Consider the following 22,727-nt stretch of genomic DNA (forward strand, 5'->3'; position numbering starts at 1 on the left):
AAAATGGCAAAAGATATTAAATTTTCAGCAGATGCAAGAAGCAGTATGGTTCGTGGAGTTGACATCTTGGCGAATACTGTCAAGGTGACTTTGGGTCCTAAAGGTCGCAATGTCGTTTTGGAAAAATCCTTTGGCTCACCCCTTATCACCAATGACGGTGTAACCATTGCCAAGGAAATCGAACTGGAAGACCATTTTGAAAACATGGGCGCTAAGCTGGTGTCAGAAGTTGCTTCAAAGACCAACGATATCGCTGGTGACGGAACAACAACAGCAACTGTTTTGACCCAGGCTATCGTCCGTGAAGGGATTAAAAATGTTACAGCTGGTGCTAATCCAATCGGTATCCGCCGCGGGATTGAAGCAGCCGTTGCGACAGCTGTTGAAGCCCTGAAATCTAACTCAGTTCCAGTTTCTAACAAAGAAGCTATTGCTCAGGTTGCTGCCGTATCTTCTCGCAGCGAGAAAGTCGGTGAATATATCTCTGAAGCTATGGAAAAAGTTGGAAATGACGGTGTCATTACTATCGAAGAGTCCAAAGGAATGGAAACTGAGCTGGATGTAGTTGAGGGAATGCAGTTTGACCGCGGCTACCTGTCTCAATATATGGTAACTGACAATGAAAAAATGGTAGCCGAACTGGACAATCCTTACATCCTGATTACTGACAAGAAAATTTCTAACATTCAAGAGATTCTGCCATTATTGGAAAATATCTTGAAAACCAACCGTCCGCTCTTGATCGTTGCGGATGATGTGGATGGAGAAGCTCTGCCAACGCTGGTTCTTAACAAGATTCGCGGAACTTTTAATGTTGTAGCTGTCAAGGCACCAGGCTTTGGCGATCGTCGTAAGGCTATGTTGGAAGACATTGCTATCTTGACAGGCGGTACAGTGATTACAGATGATCTTGGCCTAGAGCTCAAAGATGCTACGATTGAAGCGCTTGGACAAGCTTCTAAAGTCACTGTTGATAAAGACAGCACTGTGATTGTGGAAGGTTCTGGAAATCCTGAAGCTATTGCCAACCGTGTGGCAGTCATTAAGTCACAGATTGAAAGCAGCACTTCTGAGTTTGACCGTGAAAAACTGCAAGAACGTTTGGCTAAATTGTCTGGTGGTGTAGCTGTGATTAAGGTTGGAGCTGCCACCGAAACAGAACTCAAAGAAATGAAACTCCGCATCGAAGATGCCCTTAATGCAACTCGTGCAGCGGTAGAAGAAGGAATCGTATCCGGTGGTGGTACAGCCTATATCAACGTACTGGACGCTGTCGCAGGTCTTGAGTTGGCAGGGGATGAAGGGACTGGACGTAACATCGTTCTTCGTGCCTTGGAAGAGCCTGTTCGTCAAATCGCTTTGAACGCAGGCTTTGAAGGATCAATCGTCATTGACCGTCTGAAAAACTCTGAAGTTGGTACAGGCTTCAATGCCGCGACTGGCGAATGGGTTAACATGATTGAGGCTGGAATCATTGACCCAGTTAAGGTGACTCGTTCAGCCTTGCAAAATGCCGCTTCTGTTGCTAGTCTTATCTTGACAACTGAAGCAGTAGTGGCTAATCAACCAGAACCAGCAAGCCCAGCTCCAGCTATGGATCCAGGCATGATGGGCGGTATGATGTAGATCACAGTCACAAAATGCTAAATGATAAAAATAGAAGATTGCCCCAGTCTGATGGTGACTGGGGCAATTTTTTGTTAATCTTTCTACATCGTCTAGATATGCTTGAAGGATTTGCTCTTAGCTTTTTAAATTATCTTTATAAACATACTTTAAAATTCCAGCAAAACCCGGAAATAATTGTAGCTTTCATATATAAAAACAGGTAAAAACTTAAATATATTAGAAGAAGTTGACAATTTGTATACTAATTCCGAACTTTGTACAAAAATACGGTCTAATATTTGACTTATATAAAATCCTATGATAGGCTAATATATGTAGTACACCAGAAAAGTAAGCTGGATTTAATCTAATTTCAACATTTCTGGTAAAAAAGTAATATTGGAGGGATTATTTATGAAAAAAATATCTCATACTATTGCACGCTTTTTCTCAGTGGCCTTTGTGCTCCTCTTTAGCCTGTTTTCTAGCAGTCAATCTGCCAGAGCTAACACGGTAGATGATGTTATCACATCAATCAATGTCTACAATCAGAAGGGTGAAGATCTGACTGACGGCCTTTCCCCTTGGGAAAAATTTCAAATTGACGCAAACTTTGCCTTCAATTACGGCAAGGTTCAGCCAGGAGATACTACTACCATTGGACTTCCTGTTGAGTTTGCTTTGGAGGGAGCTGATTTTGAAGTCAAAGATGATGACGGTAATCTCGTAGCGACAGCTGTGGTTGATGCAAGCTCTAAGCAGCTTACACTGACTTATACAGACTATGTCCTGACTCGCTCTCATATTGAAGGGAAAGTTCACCTTTTAGCACGCGTTGACCATAATGTGGTTCGAGAAAAAGGTTCTATCCCTCTGAAACTTATCGTTGGCAAGAAGATCATCGAGTATGGGAAAATTGACTTCAAAGGTCTTCCTGGCCAAGCAACTCCTTATACTTTCATAAAATACGGTTGGAATAATGCGGATAATATTAAGAGCATTACTTACAGCCTGAATATCAACCAACAAAATCAAGAACTGGATAATGTTGTTATTTCGGATACTCTGGGCTTTAATACCGGAGAAATAGATCTCAACAGCTTCCAAATCCTTAAAGGCTCATGGGTTGTTGACCCAGCTGATAACTCTTACCGACTAAGCCAGCAGCGCGAGGATGTGACAGGAAACTATACGATTAATCTTGCGGCTGACAAGCGCTCCTTTACCATTAACATGGGACATATCGGTGCTAATGAAGGCTTCTATGTCCGCTACCGTGTTAATTTCCCAACAATTCCGGCTGACGGAACAGTCTTCCCGAATGATGCTATCTTGCGAGCAGATAATATTGAAGAGCAAAAATCTTCGGTTGCTGTCCGCTACCAACGTGCAAACGGCTATGCACATGGGGATATCTATGGTGTACAGGTGACTAAGAAAGATGAAGCTGGTAAACCTTTGGCAGGTGCTGAATTTACATTGTACGATGAGGATGGTGTAACCATTGTTCAAAAAGCAACTAGTGATGCTAATGGGATTGCTTCCTTCAGTAACTTGATTAAAGAGCATTATGTGATTAAGGAAACCAAGGCACCAGCAGGCTACCAACTGTCAGATGAAGAGATTCAGGTCAATGCTGCTCAGCTCAAGAATTATGGTTCTGGTATTATTTACAAAGACTTCACCAACCGTCAGGCCTTGATTACCGCTTCAGGTACCAAGACTTGGAATGACGACAATGATAAAGATGGCAAACGTCCAGACAAGATTACGGTTCGTCTCCATGCTAATGGTGTTGAAGTTGCTTCTAAGGAAGTTGGTCCAAATGCGCAGGGTGAGTGGAAGTATGAGTTTACTGACTTGCCAGCGACCGGCGCAGATGGAAAAGATATTGTCTACTCTGTTACTGAAGACCGCGTTTATGGTTATACATCTACTGTTGATGGTATGAGCATTACCAATACACCAGTTCCAGGAGTTCCAAGACCGCCGAAGCCTAGCTCAGACAGTAGCTCTAAGTCTAGCAGCAGCAGTAGTTCCAGCTCAAGTAGCAGTAGCACGACTTCTAGCTCAAGCAGCAGTACAGGAAGCACTGATGTGATTATCGAATCAGATAATGGTAGTGGCGGAGGAAATGCCTATAATGTTGTAACTAAGAAGGCTCTTCCTAAGACTGGTGAGAATGCCAGCTGGATTATGATTGCTGCCGGAGTAGCTCTGGTAGGCTTGGTAGGCTTCATTGCCTTCCGTGCGAAGAAGAAATAAATTTTATCTCTGTTCCCTTAAGGGACAGAGATTTTTTATCAACAGTTGTTTTTTAGAAAGTAGGAACAAGCAAGCTTTGTTTTACAATCGGTCATTATCTTGTATTCTTTTATTAATCAATACTATGATATTCCGTAATATAATTGTTTTAAAATAAAAAGCAACTAAGATGTTTCCTAGAACAGATTAGTTGCTCAAAACTACGGGGAAAGCCGCTTGGATATGCAAGCGTGAGGCACATCAAAACTTGATATATATAATCTTTCTTAATTCCTAAACCAAAAAATTTATAAGACATCCTTAGGAATATGCTCGGTGTGTGATCATCTTTATCAAGTTTTCGTCAAACTTATTTTACTTCAGTCTTCTCTCGTAGTTTTTGCTATGCAATGCCCCCTCCTTTCTTGTGTCAAAAGGAAGGGAATTTTTTTGTGTGGAAATGATATAGAGGATTATATGTATGCGTTTTCATTTATCTTCTTTTCTGTTATACTTGTACTAGAAACCTGAGGAAAAGATTCACTCAATTTGAGGAACAATCATTTGGAATAAGGAGATATAAAAAATGTCAGAGGAGCTATTGAAAGAGACTGTTATTGAACTAAGTATTGCGGATAATTGGGAAGAGGCAAAAATGTAGTGGACAAAAGCAGAACTTGTAAAAATTGATGCTGATAGAAAACAAAGTTGTTTATGTGGTCATAAAAGCCTCAAGAAAGTATTTGCTATTACTAGGAATGATGGCTCTGGTATAGAGCTTTCTCCAATCGGTTCTTCCTGTATTGAGAAGTTTGAAAATGAAGAACTAACTAAAAGTATAAAGAGAGCAGAAAAAACTTATAAATTAAAAAAGAATCTAAAGTTTGAAGATCTTCGTGAAGTGATGGATGAAGAGATGCTGGAAGATTTTTATAGTAAGGGTTATTTTAAAGAGGATAAAGAAAATGAGTTTAATCCATGGAACGATTATATTCTTTTTAAAATGGCTTTAAGCAGAAAAAATGAGGAACGTTAGTTGGCGTATAATAAGATTGAGCGTATCATTTATGTCATAAATGATTATCTTCATCCAGAACTTAATGAAATATTTGATATTGAAAGCTACAAAGAAAAATTGAAACAGTGGAGGAAGGAGGCGAAGCAAGAGGAGCAGGAGGCTGAGAAGAGGAATAGAGTTGCTAAACAAAAAGAAGAGGAGAGGCTTGCTCGGTTGCGGGAACAAGAGGAAATTGAACGGAAAAATAAGTTAGAAGAGGAAAGGAAATTAGAGGAGGAGCGGCTCCAAAGAGAAGAGGAGATAAAGCTGCTAAAACGGAAGAACCTTTATGAGAGCTTTGAAGAATTAAAAAAATGGCTACAACAACAAGGAAACAGTATAAGAAGCGAATATGAAGAAAAGCTGAGTAATTTAACAGATATTGCTGAAAAAGTAAAGGTATTAAAGGAGCTAAAACAATCAGAATTGAAGCAATCCCAAGAAGAAGCAAAGAAAGATGAAGATCTGGTATTAGAGGCATTAGAAATGAGGGAAAAGATAAAGGCTCTATATTCAGTCACTCCTAGAGCTAGGAAATGCTTGGAATACCTAGATGCTAATGTACATACAAATAAAGGACACTTGATCTATATGACAAGATTTTTAAAAGAGATAGAGGAAGGGAAGCTGTGATATACGTTTTAAAATTGAGAAAGATTTGAATAACCAATAAAAGTACAAACAAAAAAGCCTTGTAAATCAAGGCTTTTTTCTTCTCTATTTCTATGCCCCCTGCAGGGATCGAACCTGCGACCCACGGATTAAGAGTCCGCTGCTCTGCCAGCTGAGCTAAGGAGGTAATAGAAAAAGCTGTATTGGTGCCGGACCTTCACGATTTGTATTGAACCCGCGCAATTAAGCAGGTGGGCAACTCGCTCTAACTGAAGCTGCTTCCGCGTGACACGGCTTGCATGCTGTTAGAAGTCTTTTGTTTCCCTAATAATACAAAAAATAGTCGGTCAACACTTAAGTGTGAAGTCGTACACCACAGCGTTTCTATAATTATGATACCATAAATTTTGAAAAATTCAAGAGAAAAATGTGATTTTTTGCAAACGATGTCATCATTTTTTTAAGTCATCAATCTTATCCTTGGTCATTCCAAGGGCTCGCTCATATTTGCCATTCTCATTAGGAGTGAAATAATTGGCGTCTTTGATTTTATCAGGCAGATAGTCCTGCTTGACCCAATTGCCAGGATAAGAGTGAGGGTAGAGATAGTCCTGTGCGTTGCCCAATTCCTTGCTGCCGGCATAGTGGCTGTCTCGTAAATGGCGGGGAATAGGAAGATTTCCATTCTTTCGTAAGTCAGCTAGGGCCTTGTCCATGGCTAGATAGGCTGAGTTGGACTTGGGCGATAGAGCCAGATCAATGACAATATTGGCAATGAGGATCCGGGCTTCAGGAAAACCAATCCGCTGGGCAGCCTCCAGAGCTGTGACAGTGTGGACTTGGGCGTCGGGATTTGCCAGGCCGATATCTTCGTAAGCGATAACGGTCAAGCGTCGAGATAGGCTAGGCAGGTCTCCAGCTTCAACGAGGCGAGCTGCGTAGTGGAGGCTGGCATTGACATCGGAGCCACGGATGGACTTCTGCAGGGCAGAGAGGACATCGTAATGGCCGTCTCCGTCCTTATCCATGGTGATATAGCTCTTTTGCAGGCTGTTTTCCATGACATCGAGCGTGATGTGGCGGATGCCCTTGCCATCTTCTGGGGTAGAGAGTACGGCTAGGTCCAGCGAGTTATAGGCGGAGCGCAGGTCTCCGTTGGTAGAGATAGCAATGAAGTCTAGAGCTTCATCGTCTAGCTCCACTGGGAAATCAAATCCTCGTTCCTTATTCGTCAAGGCTAGCTGAATGGCTGTCCGGATGTCGTCGTTGCTGAGGGGCTCAAGTTCAAATATCTGAACCCGGCTTCGAATAGCAGGGGTGACAGAAAAGAAAGGATTTTCTGTCGTCGCTCCAATCATGATGACCAGACCGCTTTCTAATAGCGGCAGCAGGAAGTCTTGCTTGGTCTTGTCCAAGCGGTGAATCTCGTCCAGCAGGAGCACCAGTCCGCCGGAAAATTTCGCTTCTTCAGCGATTTCCTGCAGGCGTTTCTTGCTATCTACGGTGGCGTTAAAGGTCCGAAAGGCGAACTTGGTTGTGCCGGCAATAGCTGAGGCGATAGAGGTCTTGCCGATGCCGGGTGGTCCGTAGAGGATCATCGAGGACAGGCGGTTAGCTTCAACCATGCGACGGATGATTTTTCCAGGTCCGACCAGATGCTGCTGGCCGATGATCTGATCAATGTCAGTAGGCCGCATGTGCAGGGCGAGGTTTTCTGGCATAAGATTTCCTTTCTGCAAGTGTTTTTCTTGGCTTTTTGTGTTACTATTGTAGATAGTAATATTTTATCACAATGAAAAGAGGAAATCATGGCTAAGTACGGTTTTTTGGAGATATTGGACGAGGAAATGGGGAAGAGTTTTCCTTTTGACTATGAGATAAACTGGGACAAGAAGAACCACGTAGTGGAAGTAGCCTTTCTCCTTGAGGTGCAAAATCCAGGCGGAGTTGAGACTGTTGATGCTGAGGGCAATGCCTCGGCTGAGGATATTTACTTTGAGGAAGCCGTGCTTTTCTATAATCCGACCAAGTCTCGTTTCGAGGCTGAGGACTATCTGGCAGCCCTGCCCTATGAGCCTAAGAAGGGCCTTTCGCGGGAGTTTCTGGCTTATTTCGTGGATTTCCTAACCCAAACGGCTGAGTCTGGTCTCGATGCACTCATGGACTTTTTAGCAGATCCAGAGGCAGCAGAGTTTGAGATGGCTTGGAATGCTGAGGCTTTTGAAAATGGCAGAGCAGATTTGACTGAGACTGACTTTTATTCCTATCCGAGGTATTAGGAGGCGCTTATGGAAAATGCAGAAGGACTAGATTTACTGCACAAACAGATGGAATTTTCTGGCTGCAAGATTGCTTTGCTCTGTGATGACAAGTTGCTGACTATCTTGCGAGATGATATTTCAACCATTCCTTGGCCCAATATATGGGAGCTGCCGGGCGGTGGCCGAGAGGACGAGGAGACACCTTTTGAATGCGTCCAACGAGAGGTTTTTGAAGAGCTTGGTTTGAAGCTTGAAGAAGCGGATATTCTCTGGGCTAAGGACTATCAAGGAATGCTTGATCCAGACAAAATCTCTATTTTTATGGTAGGAACCATCACTCAGGAAGAATTTGCTGGCATTGTCTTTGGCGATGAGGGCCAGGCTTATCAGATGATGGATGTGAGCCAGTTTTTAGCAGATGAAAAGGTTGTTCCGCAGCTGCAAGACAGGTTGAGAGATTATTTGGAGGTGCGAGCATGATTTATATTGAACGGGCAGGAGCTGAGGATTTAGAAACCATTATTGCCATTCAGCGAGCGAGTTTTAAGGCCGTTTATGAGAAATATCAGGATCAATACGATCCCTATCTGGAGGAGCGTGAGCGGATTCGCTGGAAACTGGTTGAGCGGCCCAATAGTTTTTATTATTTTGTCAAAGACGGCGAGAAGATTCTGGGCTTTATTCGATTGAATACAAATGACGAACATACAGCAGGCTGGATTGGGACAGTGGCGATTTTGCCAGAGTACCAGAACAAAGGATATGGCTCTGAGGGGCTTGGTCTGATTGAGGAGAAATTCTCCACCATTATGCAATGGGATTTGTGCACGGTTTTCCAAGACAAAGGTATGGTAGTTTTTTATGAGAAAAACGGCTATCATCAGACTCATACGGAGCCCGAAAAAGAGGGCATGGATATGGTTTACATGACGAAGACAATGAAATAAACAAAGAAAGGATTGTTCAGTTAAATTTCTAAACTGAACCCGCCCTAAATACTATGCCAAAAAGATAAAGTTCTCTTATACGCAAGCGTCGTCAGAGAATTTCCTATTTTGGCTTTGTGTTTTACGGGCCTGGTATTTAATAATGGACACTTGGCAGGAATTAACGATTGAAGTGAAGCGTGAGGCAGAGGAAGCGGCCTCGAATATTCTGATTGAGCTGGGCAGTCAGGGCGTGGCTATCGATGACAGCGCAGATTATCTGGGGCAGGTTGACCAGTATGGTGAGCTTTTTCCAGAAGTGGAGCAGAGCGATTGGGTCAAGATTACCGGCTACTACCCGGATTCGGTGGATATAGAGGCTGTTGCGGCTCAGGCCAATGAGCGTCTGGCTGAGCTGGATGGCTTCGGTTTGGAGACGGGAAATATTCAGCTGACTCGGCAGGAACTGGCTGAGGAAGACTGGGCGGACAATTGGAAGAAGTACTTTGAGCCGACTCGTATCACCCATGACTTGACCATTGTGCCGTCATGGACGGACTATGAGGCGACAGCTGGTGAGAAAATCATCAAGCTGGATCCTGGTATGGCCTTTGGTACAGGCACTCATCCGACGACCAAGATGAGCCTCTTTGCTCTGGAGCAGGTCTTGCGGGGCGGAGAAACGGTGCTGGATGTAGGCACAGGCAGTGGGGTCCTCTCCATTGCCAGCTCTCTCTTAGGCGCTAAGGACATCTATGCCTATGATTTAGACGAGGTGGCGGTGCGCGTGGCCCAGGAGAATATTGAGCTCAATCCTGGTATGGAGAACATTCATGTGGCGCCGGGGGATCTTCTCCGAGGTGTAGAAATCGAGGCGGACGTCATTGTTGCCAACATCTTGGCCGATATTCTCGTCCATCTGACAGAGGATGCCTACCGTCTGGTCAAGGATGAGGGCTATCTGATTATGAGTGGGATTATTTCTGAGAAGTGGGAAATGGTGCGCGAGTCAGCAGAAACGGCAGGATTTTTCTTGGAAACGCATATGATTCAGGGCGAATGGAATGCCTGTGTCTTTAAGAAAACGCAGGACATTTCAGGCGTGATAGGTGGTTAGATGCAGCAGTATTTTATAAAAGGAAATTCTCAGACCCCTCTGGTGGTTACGGATAAGGACACGGCCAAACATATGTTTTCAGTCATGCGGCTCAAAGCGGGCGACCAAGTCACATTTGTCTTTGATGATGGTGTGAAACGGCTGGCTCGGGTGTTAGACCCCAGTCAGCAGAGCTTGGAAATCGTGGAGGAGCTAGCAGACAATACCGAGCTGCCGGTTCAAGTGACCATTGCTTCAGGCTTTCCCAAGGGTGATAAGTTGGAATTTATCACTCAAAAGGCAACGGAGCTAGGAGCCAGTGCTATCTGGGGCTTTCCAGCTGACTGGTCGGTGGCTAAGTGGGATGGCAAAAAGCTGGCCAAAAAGAGTGAAAAACTGGAGAAAATTGCTCAGGGAGCAGCTGAGCAGAGCAAGCGCAATCTGATTCCAGAAGTTCGGCTTTTTGAAAAAAAATCAGATTTTTTGAATCAGCTGGCTCAATTTGACACAATCGTTGTAGCCTATGAAGAATCGGCCAAAGCAGGAGAATCTGCAGCTCTAGTCCGGGCTCTGTCAGGCTTGGAAGCCGGCGCAAAAGTTCTCTTTATCTTCGGACCGGAGGGCGGTCTCTCGCCAGAGGAAATAGCAGCCTTTGGCCAAGCAGGCGCTGTGTCAGCAGGCCTAGGCCCACGCATCCTGCGGGCTGAAACAGCTCCGCTCTATGCCTTGACCGCAGTCAGTGTTTTGTTAGAATTGAGCAAGGACAGTCTTTAAAAAGTAAAATCAGCAACCAGAATGGTTGCTGATTTTTTAATCATTATTGTTTTTCTCGTTTTTTGAAGGCGAAGATTCCTGCAAGTCCGGTCATGACAAGTCCCAAGAGTCCAAGTGAGGACGTCTTTTCTCCGGTTACTGGGAGGCTTTCTGCTCCTGCCTGTCTGTGGGACGCTTGCTTGTTCGTGCTAGGGTCAACAGCAGTCAAGACAGGGAAGTCTACTCTACTATGCTGCAGGTTGGCTGCTTCGACAGCGATAGTAGGAGAGCTTGGTTGCTCAATAGGAACCGGTTCAGTTTTCGGTGCGACGTAGACGAATTTGTATTCGCCGAATCCTTCTTGGGCAGATGCCGCTAGATAGACGATGTCTCCGTCAGTACCAATCAAGTTCTTGGCCTTATCAGCTGTCAGGAAGCGCAGGTCCAGTCCCTTGATGGTATCAGCGAAATGCCAGTTCTGATCAGCACTTGGATTGATATTTTTGACAGCCAAGATATAGTTGATGATAGCTTGACGGTTTTCCAGATTGAGGAGACGATTGAGGCTGGCTTCTCGAACACCAGGGAAGTTACCGTTAGACCGGTAGTTGTTGGTCACGACGATAAATTCCTGATTTGGGTCAATCTCCTTGCCTTGGTATTTCAGGTTGCGGACCCGGCTGGCAGTTGGATTGGCCAATTTGCCTTCGCGGTCGTATTTGTTCGGCTGGGTAATGTCAAACTCATAGGTAACACCGTCGATAACATCAAAGTTATAAGTCCGGTAGTCAGTATTGACCAGATTTTGCGGTTGGCTATTATTTGGGTCAATGGTATTGAACTGACCAGCTGACATTTCCAACCATTCTTTGAGCTGAGCACCGTTGACCTTGAGGATAGCTGTGACATTATCGTAGAGATAGAGGTCTGCTACATTCTTGATGGCAATAGGACCAGCTGGAATGTCTGTGTAGGCCGTTGCATCCCCACGAGTTCCTGCCTTGAAAGGAGCTGCTGCAGACAGGATAGGAAGGTTGGCTTCAGGCGTGCCAGCTAGCTCTTGCTTAGCATACCAAAGCTGAGCATTATTGACGATTTGCACGGATGGATCGTCTTTGACCAGAGAGAAGTAGCTTGTAATCGGTGCAGTCGTAGTACCGACTTGCTGGCGGACATAGTTAATAGTCCCTTGATGGGATTCCTTAGCAATGTCAATGACGCGCTGATCGGCTACATTAGACTTAGTATCCACCTTACGGATGGAGCCCTTGCTGTCAGTAACTTTCCATTTGCCGTCGGTATAGTTTAGCTTGAGGTCAATGACGCCCAGATGGTCGCCGTATTTTCCAGCCATGGTTACTGGAGTACCGTTGATTTTCCCGTTGACACCGTCTACGCCAGGGTATTTTTCGTAGAAGCCAGTTCCGTTTCCACTTGGGAATTCGGCGTGGGAGTGGCCTGTTACAACAGCATCCACACCTGGCAGGCTGGCGATTTGATAGCCTTCATTTTCCTCGCCTTTTTCATACTTGTCATCTCCGATACCAGAGTGAGAAAGCACCAAAGTGATGTCTGCACCAGCCTTGCGCATCTCAGGAATGATGTCTCGAATAGCTTCAACAGAATCGCGAACGACCACTTTTCCTTCTAGGTTTGCCTTATCCCAGTTGAGGATTTGAGGCGGTACAATCCCGGTCACACCAATCTTGACAGTCGTCAAGCGGCCCTGAGTATCCGTAAAGGTCTTTTCGATGATTTTGTAAGGCTGATAGATGAATTTACCAGTCGCTGGATCCAGCACATTGGCATTGACAATAGGCAGGCCAGCAGTCTCAATCACACGATTCAGGTAGTCCAGACCGTAGTTAAATTCATGGTTTCCTAGTGTACCAGCTTCAAAGCCCAGAGCCTGCAGAGCAGCGTACATAGGGTGCTGCTCGTCCTTCTCCACAGGATTCACAATGGCCTTATAGGTTCCCAGCGGCGTTCCTTGAATGGTATCGCCATTGTCGACCAAGAGGACGTTCGGATTTTCTTTCTTGGCCTTCTCGATTAGCACGGCTGTTTTAGCCAGTCCTAAGGTCTCCACCGGCTTGTCCTGATAGTAGTCGTAGTTGACCAAGTTGGTATGGAGGTCGGTCGTTGCCAAGATACGAACATCGACAGTCTGTCCCTCCACGGGTTTAGTATCCTCAGTAGCCGCGACATTGCGAGCCATAGCCATCAGAGCATCAGCGTTTCCGCTGGCATTTTCTGGGGAAATAGCAGAGTTAGGCTCCGCGCTCTCTGGTGTCGCAGTAGCTTCAGTAGGATTTGCAGCAGTCGTTGGTTTTGCTTCCGCTGCGCTGCTTTCTACTGGGGCAGGATTAGCAGTGACTGCTGGAGCATTCTCATCAGCCTGAACAGCATTTACAGCTGCCGCAAGAGCCGCTGCGCTCAAAAGCACAACCGTTTTTTGAAGGGATGATTTAGACATAATATCTCCTTTGTTAAAATGAATTTCAGACTTATATTATACTATATTAAAGCGCTATCATCAAGAAGAAATTTCCAGTTTAGAGATTTCATACTTTCTAATATTGGTTTGAAAATGTTGAATGAAGACATCAGCGGATAAGTGAATAATCGGATGGAGGCAGAATAAAATAGAGTTTCAAAAATTTATGGTACACTATACAGTGACTGAAATAAGTTACTTTGTTAAGCATAATAATCAAGGAGAATATCATGAAGAAGAGAATTTTTCTCAAAATATTGCTTTTAGGGGGAGCCATGATAGGATTAATAGGATGCGGAGAAAAGAGGAGCAGCCGAGATTGGATTGAGAATAAGGTAGCTGAAGTGAGTCGCGTCTATCCCACTGAAAATCTATTTGATTTGTTTAAGCAATTTCCGGATGGGTTTAAAGTAGAGCAAGTGTATATCAAACGTGGGACTTATCTTATCGAAATAACTTTACAAGGGGATAGTAGCAATCACACAATTTCTGGAGTGCTAACCAAGACACGGGCTTCTGATGATATTACTGAAAAACCAGAAGAAACAATAAGAGTTGATTATATAGATGGGAAATTTATCTTTTCTGATGAGGGGAAAGCGAAAGAATTATGGCCTTTTGATGGATTCTTATTTCAAAAGTTAACGATTAATCAGTCTTTTCTATCTTCTTTATCTATGAAATCCAAAAGTTATAATGGCAACAACGGGGCGTTTGATATTGATTATTCGATTCAAAATCAAACTATCAATCAGTATTTTCACAAAAATGAAAGAGAGCAGGCGATTTTAGGTTTTGGAAGCTCAAACCGAAACGACGATTATTACTATTATTCAGTGACTGTCAACTATGATAATGTTTACTCATTTAGAGAAACCGTGTCAAATTAAAAGGAGATAAAAAATCTGTTAACAGTGATATTCCTACGTTAGATGCTTCAAATTTAGCATGTTATCTACTTTGATAAAATCATTATTGGGAGTAGCTGTCTCACTGTCTTGTATCCGCTTTCGTGTTTTGGTATAATAGTGATGAGCTCACTTAGGTAAGTCGGAAAGGAAAATAAAACGGAAAAAATCAGACTGCCTAAGCTGGGAAGCGTATCTGCATTCTTTGCCTGATAAGGAGAGGAGGTTCGCCATGACTATGTCTGCCTTATTTGAGTTGTTTGTCGCCCTTTTAGGTGTGGCATCTACTTGCTACCTTGTCTACGCTTATTGTCAATTTATCAAGGAAGAAGTTCATCACTTTCTTCACCACAACCCGCCCGTTTAAGGCGGGTTTTTGCTTTTGGGAAAATATATTATATAATGAAACTGATAAAGATTGAGGAATGTTTATATGTCTAAGAGAAGAAATAGGATTATGGGGCTTATTGGCCTAACTGTATTGATATTGCTGGGAGGAGGCCTCTGCCTAGCTCATAAAAATCAGGAATTCCGGAATGAGATGACAAGAATTGTCCACAGTAAGAAAGTGAAGAATCTAATAGAAAAGAAATTAAAAAAATTAGATCCTCGTGCTTTAACGGACAAAGGGAAAGTTAGGTCCTATAAAATTGATGATAGAAGCATTCGCCATAATCCAATGGGAGGCATTATGTTTGATATTATCATTAATGATGACCCTGATATTGTTGGGTCAACAGGCCTTAGAAAATATGGAGAGAATGAGGACATACGAACTGTTGGTATGGATAGGTCAAAAGATCTTCAGAAGTTGCTAGGGGAGTGATGGCCAAAGAGTCATAAGGTGATTTCTTTTTTTAGAGGTGAATACATGAAGCAAAAACATAAAATTATCTTATCAATTGTTAGCTTGTTTGTGGCTGCTTGCATAGGAGTAGGTCTCTACTTAGCTCACAAAAACCAAGAATTTCAAAATGAAATGTTCAGGATTGTTCATAGTGAGGAAGTAAAGAAATTGATTGTGGAAGAATTAAAAGCAATTGATCCAAATGCTTTAACGGAGAAAGGGAAAATCCATTCTTATAAAATAGATGATAGCTCCATTAAGCATAATCCGATGGGAGGTATTATGTTTGATGTTGTCATTAATGATAGTATAAGTATGGTTGGGAAGACTGGTCTTCAAATGGATGGAGAGAATGGGAAAATTCGTACGGATGGTATGACTGAATCAGCGGGTTTGCGGGCGTTGTTGGAAAGTGATGACAAGTGATTCACTATTCTAGTTATAGCGAAAACCTCTTGCTTTAATTGGAATTGCAAAATCTATACCACATACTAAATTATAATAGTCGTAGGAGTATCTCATGAAGAAAAAGCATAAAATTATACTAATTATAGTCAGTTTGTTTGTGGCTGTTTGTCTAGGAGGAGGAGTGTATATGGCTCACAAAAATCAAGAATTTCAGAATGAAATGACCGAAATTGTCCACAGTGAGGAAGTGAAGAATCTAATAGAAAAGAAATTAAAAAAATTAGATCCTCATGCTTTAACGGATAAGGGGAAGATTCGCTCTTATAAAATAGATGACAAGACCATCCGTCATAATCCTATGGGCGGAATCATGTTTCATATTGTGATTAATGAAAACCAAGATGTTATAGGTAAATTTGGCATTCAAAAATATGGGGAAGACGAACCAATTAGTACAGTGGGAATGTCAAAATCAAAGAAATTTCAAGATTTGCTTAAGGAGTGATTTCGATGTTTTACAATGATGAAGAAAAGAATAAGATTGCTTGGCAAGAATATGCTAGTTATAAAATTGGTGATAAGTCAAAGAAAGTGCCCAGCAAAAGAGAAGTGGCATTCAGGAATTGCAGGATAATAAGTAAGGCTTTGTTTTTACCGGCCTCACACCGGATAACTCCCGCCCGTTTAAGGCGGGTTTTTATATGGACCGTCTTCTAGGTTTTCATATTGGGTTAAAAGTGATAAAATAGTAGGCAGGAATTGGAGAGACGAGATGCCAAAAGAAGTGAATTTGACGGGCGATCAGGTATTGGCCCTTACGAGAAAATATCTGGTTGCGGAGGATGTGGCCTTTATACAGAAAGCTTTGATCTATGCGATTGACTGTCACAGTGGGCAGTTTCGCAGGTCAGGTGAGCCTTATATTGTGCATCCCATTCAGGTGGCAGGGATTTTGGCCAAGCTCAAGCTGGACGCAGTAACGGTCGCCTGCGGCTTTCTGCATGATGTGGTTGAGGATACCCGTGCGACGCTGGATGATTTGGAAAGAGAGTTTGGGACTGATGTTCGCGTGATTGTGGATGGGGTTACCAAGCTGGGTAAGGTCAAGTACAAATCCCATGAAGAGCAGCTGGCGGAAAACCACCGTAAGATGTTGATGGCCATGTCGGAGGATATCCGGGTTATTTTGGTCAAGCTGGCAGACCGTCTCCACAATATGCGGACGCTCAAGCACTTGCGCAAGGATAAGCAGGAGCGGATTTCTCGAGAGACAATGGAAATTTACGCACCCTTGGCTCATCGCTTGGGGATTTCCAGTGTCAAGTGGGAGCTGGAAGATTTGTCTTTCCGTTATCTCAATGAAGTGGAATTTTACAAAATTTCCCACATGATGAAGGAGAAGCGTCGGGAGCGTGAAGAACTGGTAGAAGAGGTGGTTCAGAAGATTGAGACCTATGCTGGCGAACGCAATCTGCACGGTAAAATTTATGGCCGGCCCAAGCATATCTACTCGATCTATCGTAAGATGCAGGACAAGAAGAAGCGTTTTGATGAGATTTATGATCTGATTGCTATTCGCTGTATCTTGGATACTCAAAGTGATGTTTATGCCATGCTGGGCTATATTCATGAGCTTTGGCGTCCTATGCCAGGGCGGTTCAAGGATTATATTGCCAACCGCAAGGCCAATGGCTACCAGTCTATCCATACGACCGTTTATGGCCCCAAAGGTCCGATTGAGTTTCAGATTCGGACCAAGGAAATGCATGAGGTCGCTGAGTATGGGGTTGCGGCTCACTGGGCTTATAAAAAAGGTGTTAAAGGACAGGTAGACAGCAAAGAATCAGCCATCGGGATGAACTGGATCAAGGAGCTGATGGAGCTGCAGGACCAGTCTAACAATGCCAAGGACTTCGTTGACTCGGTCAAGGAGAGCTATCTGGCTGAGGAAATTTATGTCTTCACACCGGATGGAGCGGTGCGCTCTCTGCCTAAGGATTCGGGTCCCATTGACTTTGCCTATGAGATCCACACCAAGGTCGGTGAGAAAGCCACGGGGGCCAAGGTCAATGGTCGCATGGTTCCTCTGACAACCAAGCTCAGGACAGGTGATCAGGTGGAAATCATCACCAACGCTAACTCCTTCGGACCGAGCCGCGACTGGCTTAATATTGTCAAGACCAGCAAGGCCAGAAATAAAATCCGCCAGTTCTTTAAAAATCAAGACAAGGAGCTGTCTATCTCCAAAGGGCGGGAGCTCTTGCAGGCTCAATTTCAGGAGCATGGCTATGTAGCCAATAAGTACATGGATAAGAAGCACATGGAAGAAGTGCTGCAGAAGACCAGTTATAAGACTGAAGAGGCTCTTTTTGCAGCGATTGGCTTTGGTGAGATTGGTGCCATTAGTATTTTCAACCGTTTGACAGAAAAAGAGCGCCGTGAGGAAGAACGGGCCAAGGCCAGAGCAGAAGCGGAGGAATTGGTCAAGGGCGGCGAAGTCAAGGTCGAAAACAAAAAAGACACACTCAAGGTTAAGCACGAAGGCGGTGTGGTTATTCAGGGTGCGTCTGGTCTCCTCATCCGGATTGCCAAATGCTGTAATCCTGTACCGGGTGATGACATTGTCGGTTATATTACCAAAGGACGAGGTGTAGCCATTCACCGGCAGGACTGCATGAATCTCAAGGCCCAGGAAAATTACGAGCAGCGGCTGATTGATGTGGAATGGGAAGATAACAACACGACCAAAGAGTACACGGCTCACATTGATATTTACGGTCTCAACCGCTCTGGTCTCCTCAATGATGTGCTGCAAGTCCTGTCCAATACTACCAAGAATATCTCAACAGTTAATGCTCAGCCGACCAAGGATATGAAATTTGCCAATATCCACGTTTCTTTTGGTATTGCTAATCTGTCCATGCTGACGACGGTGGTGGATAAGATCAAGAGCGTGCCGGAGGTCTACTCGGTCAAGCGGACTAATGGTTGATCCATTTCGGAAATCATTATCTAGCTGTAAGCTACTCTTGGTGATTTGCTTAAATCAAAGGAAAAGATATGAAAATAGTGATTCAGCGCGTAAAACGTGCTCAGGTCAGCATTGACCAGCAGCTGCACAGCAGCATTGGACAAGGCCTCCTGCTCCTAGTCGGCGTAGGCCCTGACGATAGTCAGGAAGATATGGACTATGCAGTCAGGAAGATTGTCAATATGCGGATTTTTTCCGATGCTGAGCGCAAGATGAACCTGTCTATCAAAGACATTGACGGAGAGATTTTGTCGATTTCTCAATTCACTTTGCATGCAGATACCAAAAAGGGTAATCGGCCAGCCTTTGTTAAGGCTGCTCCGCCAGAGATGGCTAGCAATTTTTATGATGCTTTCAATCTCGCCTTGCAGCAGGAGGTGCCGACTCGGACGGGGATTTTTGGGGCAGACATGCAGGTAGAACTAGTTAATGATGGTCCAGTGACCATTATCTTAGATACAAGGAATCGCTGATAAGAAGCATGAAAAGGAGTTTGAAAAGAGGCTGGGACAAAAGTCCTAGCCTCTCAATTGTCTTTGGATTGTCGAGCAAGACGCAGTGGTTGAGTGGGCTCTACTACGCTGATTTCATCAGCTTTTACAGCCCTACTCAACTGTGCGGAGGTGGGACGACGAAATCGAATTCTAACGAATTACCGATTTCTGTCCCACTCTCTAATTTTTTCAGCTTTTGCAGCAATGAATAGATAGTTTTCTACAACATTACTAAAAACCATCAATAATTTCTTGAGGAATGACTTCTTTGATGGTCGCCGCTAGCTGATTGATAAGGTTTATGGCTTCAGCGGGTTCTGTGTAGAGTTTTTGAAAATAGGTCTGTATATTTTCTTCAAAATGTTGAGGTAATAGCATGCAGTTGGTTTTTGCAAACTCTAGCATTCTCTTTTCTCCAGGGTGCGTCTGTTCGTTTAGGGCGAAGAGCAAGTCAAAATAGGAAGCAAAAAATTCACTGCTACGGTGATTGATACTGAGCAAGTCCTGACGCTTGAGCGCTTTTTCTATTTGTTTGGAGAAAGCTGGCATGGCTTGATCGAGTAGGAGGAGCTGCTTCTTAATAATATTCTTTTTCAGCTCAGCTGGATAAGGTCGTCTGTATTTGTTCTGAAGTGCCTCATAGCGACCATTTCGGTCGTAGATGATTTTGCTGTGGAGCAGATTGTGCCACATACAGGTGGTATAGGCATTCTGGGCTTGGTGGTTTAGGACTACAGTCTGCAGGTCTTTATCAAAGCTGTCCAGTGTACGGTAAATGAGCTCAATTTCGATGTTACTCTTCAGCACACAGTCATCCTCTAGTTCCCAAAACTGATTGCCGATTTCCATGTAGGAGCAGTACTTGTTGAGGATATCGCGTCGAGTCGTGGGAGCAATGGAATCTGTCAAGTAGATATAAACATCATAGTCTGAGTCTTTGTCAAAATGCTGTCCAGCACGAGAGCCACCGAGAACAATAGCTTCCACTTGATCTAGCTGCGCAAATTCTTTAAAAAGTTGTTGTGGCATAATTTTTCCTTACTGATTTTTGACATCATTTTAGCAAAATGTAAGCGAGTTGGCAAGAAGGAAAAAAGCTTTTGGCATGGTTCCGAGCCTGTAAAATTAAGACCCTGAGGGGGATGAAATGGATGAGCAGGAGCTGGAAGTATTGGACTAAAAAGAAAATAATCTAGGATCGATAGGCTGAAAATTTGACTTTGTGTGATAAAATTTTAGGGCTTTTTTTCTTTAACTCATTGTCAGTTTTCTATTTTTTTAAACTCATCGCCTTATTTTTATCTGCAACTTTTCTTAGATTTTGAGATAAGTTTTTAAAGATTTTTTGATATCATTTAGTCCAAAAATGAGAAGCATAGTAGACAAGTGGAAGTGGCAGTAATCGTTGATTTATTTATGATTTCTTTCATTCTTTAGAAATATTTTAGAATTACTTTATAAATTCTTGAAGTTCGTCTTGTATAATCATATTAAAGAAAAGAAAGGAGTCTCTTACCATGGGAAATCTAGTTCAACAGATGCTGAATGCTCTGATTCAAATTGCTTTGTTTGCGTTTCTTCCTTTTGTTTGGTGGTTGATAAGGGCTAGAAGAAAAAGTCCATTTTTAGAATGGCTTGGCTTAAAACCGCTAAAAGATACTGGCAGCCGGAAGATCTGGCTGTGGATTTTGTTGGGTTCGCTATTTTTCCTGTCCCTTTCGTTTTTGCTACTATATACGACTGTAAAAAGTCTTAAGACAGCGACTTCAAACTTTTCAGGCCTCGGCTTTCAAGCCTTGCCTGCTATTCTGATTTATGGTCTGTTTCAAACTGCTCTGCCAGAAGAACTGCTATTCAGAGGTTTTCTTTTAAAGAGATTGGCTAGCCGCTTACCCTTTGTAGTGGCCAATAGCATACAAGCTGCTCTTTTTGGTCTGATCCATGGTCTGATGTTTATAACAATACTCTCTTGGCATCAAACCCTGCTCATCATTTTGTGTACGGGTGGCATCGCGGCTTATCTGGGCTTTGTCAATGAAAAGAAATCTGATGGCTCCATTTTAGCCAGCTGGATCATGCATGCCCTAGCAAATGTAGTTGTGGGTAGTTTATCGGCATTTATGCTGATTTGATAAATCAATAATTTCACTTCAAATCAAAAAGTTCCGTTTTTCCTTGAGAATCGGAACTTTAGATTTGATGACAGGTGAGCAAAGGTTTAGGTGTAAGTCAAACGAAGCTGTTTCTACTGATTTGTAGGGCTGTCCAGTTTCATTTGCTCAAAAACATAAAGGAAGAAGTCTTTCGAAACTTCGAAATGTCCGTATCTTATCTGAGAAGCATACTTTCGCCACTGAGGATGTTGGCGGACTTGGTCAATGGGGCAGTCTTTGACAGGTTGGTAGTAGCTGACATCTCGCCGAAATGGGACAAAGCCTTCGAACATCTCTACTTGGTAGGCAGTGTCATCTAGAATCTTACCAACTGCTGTAAAGGCCTGCAGCTTTTCCTGACCATTCAGTTGATACTTGGGACTGTAGTACAAAAGATAGTCCCCCTTTTTCATTCGGTTCAATGGTGCTTTCTTTCCATGGCAGACTTGGCAAAAACCACCTTCCACACCTCTTAGTACATGTTCTTTTGATACGACACCAATCCAAAATCTAGTCATTTTCTGCCTCCAGTTCTATTAAGAGTTGGTTTAGTGTTTCTGTATTATTTCCTAATTTTCCGAAGAACGCCTGATCGATGCCTTCTACCAGAGGAAGGGCTTGGTTGACCTTTTGCAGCCCCATATCCGTTAGAAGTATGATGTTGGCGCGGCTGTCCTTGGGATGGACTTCCCGCATTATCAATTCTTTTTTGACCAAGAGGCGGATGATTTGGGATATGGTCATAACATCCATGTCAGAAAATCGGGCAATATCGGTCTGACTCACCCATTCTTGCTGACGCAGAAGCGCTGCAAGAGTGGTTAGAACGACAAACTGGGGATGGGTCAAATCAATCGTTCTCAGTTTGTTTTTTATCAACCCATGCCACTTGTGGTAGGCACGGATAAAGAGCAGACCGGTTGATTTTTTGTATTCATCCTTGTAGATGGAGTTAAACTGCGATTTTTCCATTAGCTTTCCCTCTAGACATTTTGTAAGTATGCTTATTATAATTCGACATCTTATTTTTGTCAATAAAAACCCAGTTTAGACTAAAAAGTCCGAACTGGGTTCTGTTTATAGTTTTTCTACATAAATCTGCTGGGCAATCATAGGATTGATTTGGATTTCTTGGGTTTCTGTCTTGAGAAGATAGACCTGAGCGAAAGAATCGTATTGGATGAAGGTGATGGTTTGGCCGATTTGCAGGTTGTATTTTTCCAAGTATTTGAGCAAGTCAAAGTCGTCGTGCACCCGTTTGATGATATAGTCGCCAGGGGCAGAAGCCTCTTCCAGAGTCAGTTGGTTTTCTTCGTCCAGAAGCTCTCCCTTGGCTGGGATGGTGCCTCCGTGAGGACAGATCTTGGGGTACTGGAGCATGGCATCCAGACGCTCAACGAAGCGCTCAGAAACAGTATGCTCTAGGACTTCGGCTTCCTCATGGATTTCATCAGTCGAGTAGCCGAGATGGTTGACCAGAAAGACTTCAATCAGCCGGTGCTTGCGATAGAGGTCAGAAACTAGCCTTAGCCCCAAATCAGTCAGCAGGTAGCCGGCTTTTTTATCCTTGACCAGAAGTTCTTCCGCCAGCATTTTTTTCATCATTTCCGTCACAGCCGGAGGTGAAACCTGCATGAGCTGGGCGATTTCTTTATTGGTGATTTTTTTGTGGCGACTGCCAATCTCATAGATACACTTGAGATAGTCTTCTTTATTTGGGGTCATCTTGCATCCTCGCTGAACTTTCTATCATTAGTATAACAAAAATCGCTGCAAGAATACAGTGTCTAAGCCTTTCTTTGATGTTTAGATTTTCTTCATTCGCTTGTAAT

The 22,727-nt window shown here is 43.4% G+C and carries 23 protein-coding genes and 1 tRNA gene; 17 read left to right on the forward strand and 7 right to left on the reverse strand.

Annotated features, from left to right (window positions below):
* Nucleotides 1-3 precede the first annotated feature (3 nt).
* From groL to RG608_RS01660, 4 genes are all read left to right on the forward strand, one after another.
* The gene (gene groL / locus RG608_RS01645) at nt 4-1,626 is read left to right on the forward strand and encodes a chaperonin GroEL (protein WP_002914472.1); all 1,623 of its coding nucleotides are present in this window, start codon (nt 4-6) and stop codon (nt 1,624-1,626) included.
* Between the two features lie 396 nt (nt 1,627-2,022).
* Nucleotides 2,023-3,873, forward strand: coding sequence for a Cna B-type domain-containing protein (locus tag RG608_RS01650; RefSeq protein ID WP_308946463.1), 1,851 nt, complete (start codon nt 2,023-2,025; stop codon nt 3,871-3,873).
* An 883-nt stretch (nt 3,874-4,756) separates the two neighbouring features.
* Nucleotides 4,757-4,888, forward strand: coding sequence for a hypothetical protein (locus tag RG608_RS01655; protein ID WP_308946464.1), 132 nt, complete (start codon nt 4,757-4,759; stop codon nt 4,886-4,888).
* Nucleotides 4,889-5,542 (forward strand): hypothetical protein, encoded by a 654-nt coding sequence (locus RG608_RS01660; protein ID WP_268687043.1) that lies wholly within the window; start codon nt 4,889-4,891, stop codon nt 5,540-5,542.
* Nucleotides 5,543-5,635: 93 nt separating this feature from the next.
* On the opposite strand, the gene RG608_RS01665 is transcribed toward RG608_RS01660, so the two are convergent.
* A tRNA-Lys gene (locus RG608_RS01665) sits at nt 5,636-5,707 on the reverse strand.
* A gap of 266 nt (nt 5,708-5,973) precedes the next feature.
* Nucleotides 5,974-7,242, reverse strand: a complete 1,269-nt coding sequence (locus RG608_RS01670; RefSeq protein WP_308946465.1) for a replication-associated recombination protein A — start codon at nt 7,240-7,242, stop codon at nt 5,974-5,976.
* Nucleotides 7,243-7,329: 87 nt separating this feature from the next.
* On the opposite strand from RG608_RS01670, the gene RG608_RS01675 reads away from it, so the two are divergent.
* From RG608_RS01675 to RG608_RS01695, 5 genes are all read left to right on the forward strand, one after another.
* Nucleotides 7,330-7,800, forward strand: coding sequence for a DUF3013 family protein (locus tag RG608_RS01675; RefSeq protein ID WP_268687041.1), 471 nt, complete (start codon nt 7,330-7,332; stop codon nt 7,798-7,800).
* Between the two features lie 9 nt (nt 7,801-7,809).
* Nucleotides 7,810-8,262, forward strand: a complete 453-nt coding sequence (locus RG608_RS01680; protein WP_308946466.1) for an NUDIX hydrolase — start codon at nt 7,810-7,812, stop codon at nt 8,260-8,262.
* Nucleotides 8,259-8,729, forward strand: coding sequence for a GNAT family N-acetyltransferase (locus RG608_RS01685; RefSeq protein WP_268687040.1), 471 nt, complete (start codon nt 8,259-8,261; stop codon nt 8,727-8,729). The genes RG608_RS01680 and RG608_RS01685 overlap by 4 nt, the downstream gene beginning before the upstream one ends.
* 142 nt (nt 8,730-8,871) lie before the next feature.
* Entirely contained in the window at nt 8,872-9,825 is a 954-nt protein-coding gene (prmA, locus tag RG608_RS01690) for a 50S ribosomal protein L11 methyltransferase (RefSeq protein WP_268687039.1), read from the forward strand.
* Nucleotides 9,826-10,578, forward strand: a complete 753-nt coding sequence (locus RG608_RS01695; protein WP_308946467.1) for a 16S rRNA (uracil(1498)-N(3))-methyltransferase — start codon at nt 9,826-9,828, stop codon at nt 10,576-10,578.
* 43 nt (nt 10,579-10,621) lie between these two features.
* Here the strand turns inward: RG608_RS01695 and RG608_RS01700 are convergent, their stop codons facing one another.
* Nucleotides 10,622-13,033, reverse strand: a complete 2,412-nt coding sequence (locus RG608_RS01700; protein ID WP_268687037.1) for a bifunctional 2',3'-cyclic-nucleotide 2'-phosphodiesterase/3'-nucleotidase — start codon at nt 13,031-13,033, stop codon at nt 10,622-10,624.
* A 251-nt stretch (nt 13,034-13,284) separates the two neighbouring features.
* On the opposite strand from RG608_RS01700, the gene RG608_RS01705 reads away from it, so the two are divergent.
* The 7 genes from RG608_RS01705 to dtd all read left to right on the forward strand — a co-directional run bounded on the left by RG608_RS01705 (nt 13,285) and on the right by dtd (nt 18,721).
* Nucleotides 13,285-13,944 (forward strand): hypothetical protein, encoded by a 660-nt coding sequence (locus RG608_RS01705; protein WP_268687036.1) that lies wholly within the window; start codon nt 13,285-13,287, stop codon nt 13,942-13,944.
* A gap of 256 nt (nt 13,945-14,200) precedes the next feature.
* Entirely contained in the window at nt 14,201-14,329 is a 129-nt protein-coding gene (locus RG608_RS01710; protein ID WP_260468515.1) for a hypothetical protein, read from the forward strand.
* Nucleotides 14,330-14,395: 66 nt separating this feature from the next.
* Complete coding sequence (locus tag RG608_RS01715; protein WP_268687035.1) at nt 14,396-14,788, forward strand: DUF1310 family protein; 393 nt, start codon at nt 14,396-14,398, stop codon at nt 14,786-14,788.
* A gap of 45 nt (nt 14,789-14,833) precedes the next feature.
* Nucleotides 14,834-15,235 (forward strand): DUF1310 family protein, encoded by a 402-nt coding sequence (locus RG608_RS01720; RefSeq protein ID WP_268687034.1) that lies wholly within the window; start codon nt 14,834-14,836, stop codon nt 15,233-15,235.
* Nucleotides 15,236-15,329: 94 nt separating this feature from the next.
* Nucleotides 15,330-15,722 carry a DUF1310 family protein gene (locus tag RG608_RS01725; RefSeq protein ID WP_268687032.1) on the forward strand — a complete coding sequence of 131 codons (393 nt, stop codon included), beginning with the start codon at nt 15,330-15,332 and terminating at the stop codon, nt 15,720-15,722.
* Between the two features lie 267 nt (nt 15,723-15,989).
* Nucleotides 15,990-18,209 (forward strand): bifunctional (p)ppGpp synthetase/guanosine-3',5'-bis(diphosphate) 3'-pyrophosphohydrolase, encoded by a 2,220-nt coding sequence (locus RG608_RS01730; protein ID WP_268687031.1) that lies wholly within the window; start codon nt 15,990-15,992, stop codon nt 18,207-18,209.
* 68 nt (nt 18,210-18,277) lie between these two features.
* Nucleotides 18,278-18,721, forward strand: a complete 444-nt coding sequence (gene dtd / locus RG608_RS01735; RefSeq protein WP_268687030.1) for a D-aminoacyl-tRNA deacylase — start codon at nt 18,278-18,280, stop codon at nt 18,719-18,721.
* A gap of 252 nt (nt 18,722-18,973) precedes the next feature.
* Here dtd and RG608_RS01740 read toward each other — a convergent pair whose 3' ends face one another.
* Nucleotides 18,974-19,771 carry a DUF4037 domain-containing protein gene (locus tag RG608_RS01740; RefSeq protein ID WP_268687029.1) on the reverse strand — a complete coding sequence of 266 codons (798 nt, stop codon included), beginning with the start codon at nt 19,769-19,771 and terminating at the stop codon, nt 18,974-18,976.
* A 488-nt stretch (nt 19,772-20,259) separates the two neighbouring features.
* Between RG608_RS01740 and RG608_RS01745 the strand changes: the two genes are divergently transcribed.
* On the forward strand, nt 20,260-20,874 hold the full coding sequence (locus RG608_RS01745) for a CPBP family intramembrane glutamic endopeptidase (RefSeq protein WP_268687028.1): 615 nt from the start codon (nt 20,260-20,262) through the stop codon (nt 20,872-20,874).
* A 113-nt stretch (nt 20,875-20,987) separates the two neighbouring features.
* On the opposite strand, the gene RG608_RS01750 is transcribed toward RG608_RS01745, so the two are convergent.
* From RG608_RS01750 to RG608_RS01760, 3 genes are all read right to left on the reverse strand, one after another.
* A complete protein-coding gene (locus RG608_RS01750) occupies nt 20,988-21,413 on the reverse strand; it encodes an EVE domain-containing protein (RefSeq protein ID WP_268687027.1) in 426 nt (141 codons plus the stop codon).
* The gene (locus RG608_RS01755; protein ID WP_268687026.1) at nt 21,406-21,867 is read right to left on the reverse strand and encodes a MarR family winged helix-turn-helix transcriptional regulator; all 462 of its coding nucleotides are present in this window, start codon (nt 21,865-21,867) and stop codon (nt 21,406-21,408) included. The genes RG608_RS01750 and RG608_RS01755 overlap by 8 nt, the downstream gene beginning before the upstream one ends.
* A gap of 105 nt (nt 21,868-21,972) precedes the next feature.
* Entirely contained in the window at nt 21,973-22,620 is a 648-nt protein-coding gene (locus RG608_RS01760; protein ID WP_061595015.1) for a metal-dependent transcriptional regulator, read from the reverse strand.
* Nucleotides 22,621-22,727 lie beyond the last annotated feature (107 nt).

Source organism: Streptococcus sp. IsoGale022 (genome assembly GCF_031142805.1).
Taxonomy (GTDB): domain Bacteria; phylum Bacillota; class Bacilli; order Lactobacillales; family Streptococcaceae; genus Streptococcus; species Streptococcus sanguinis_A.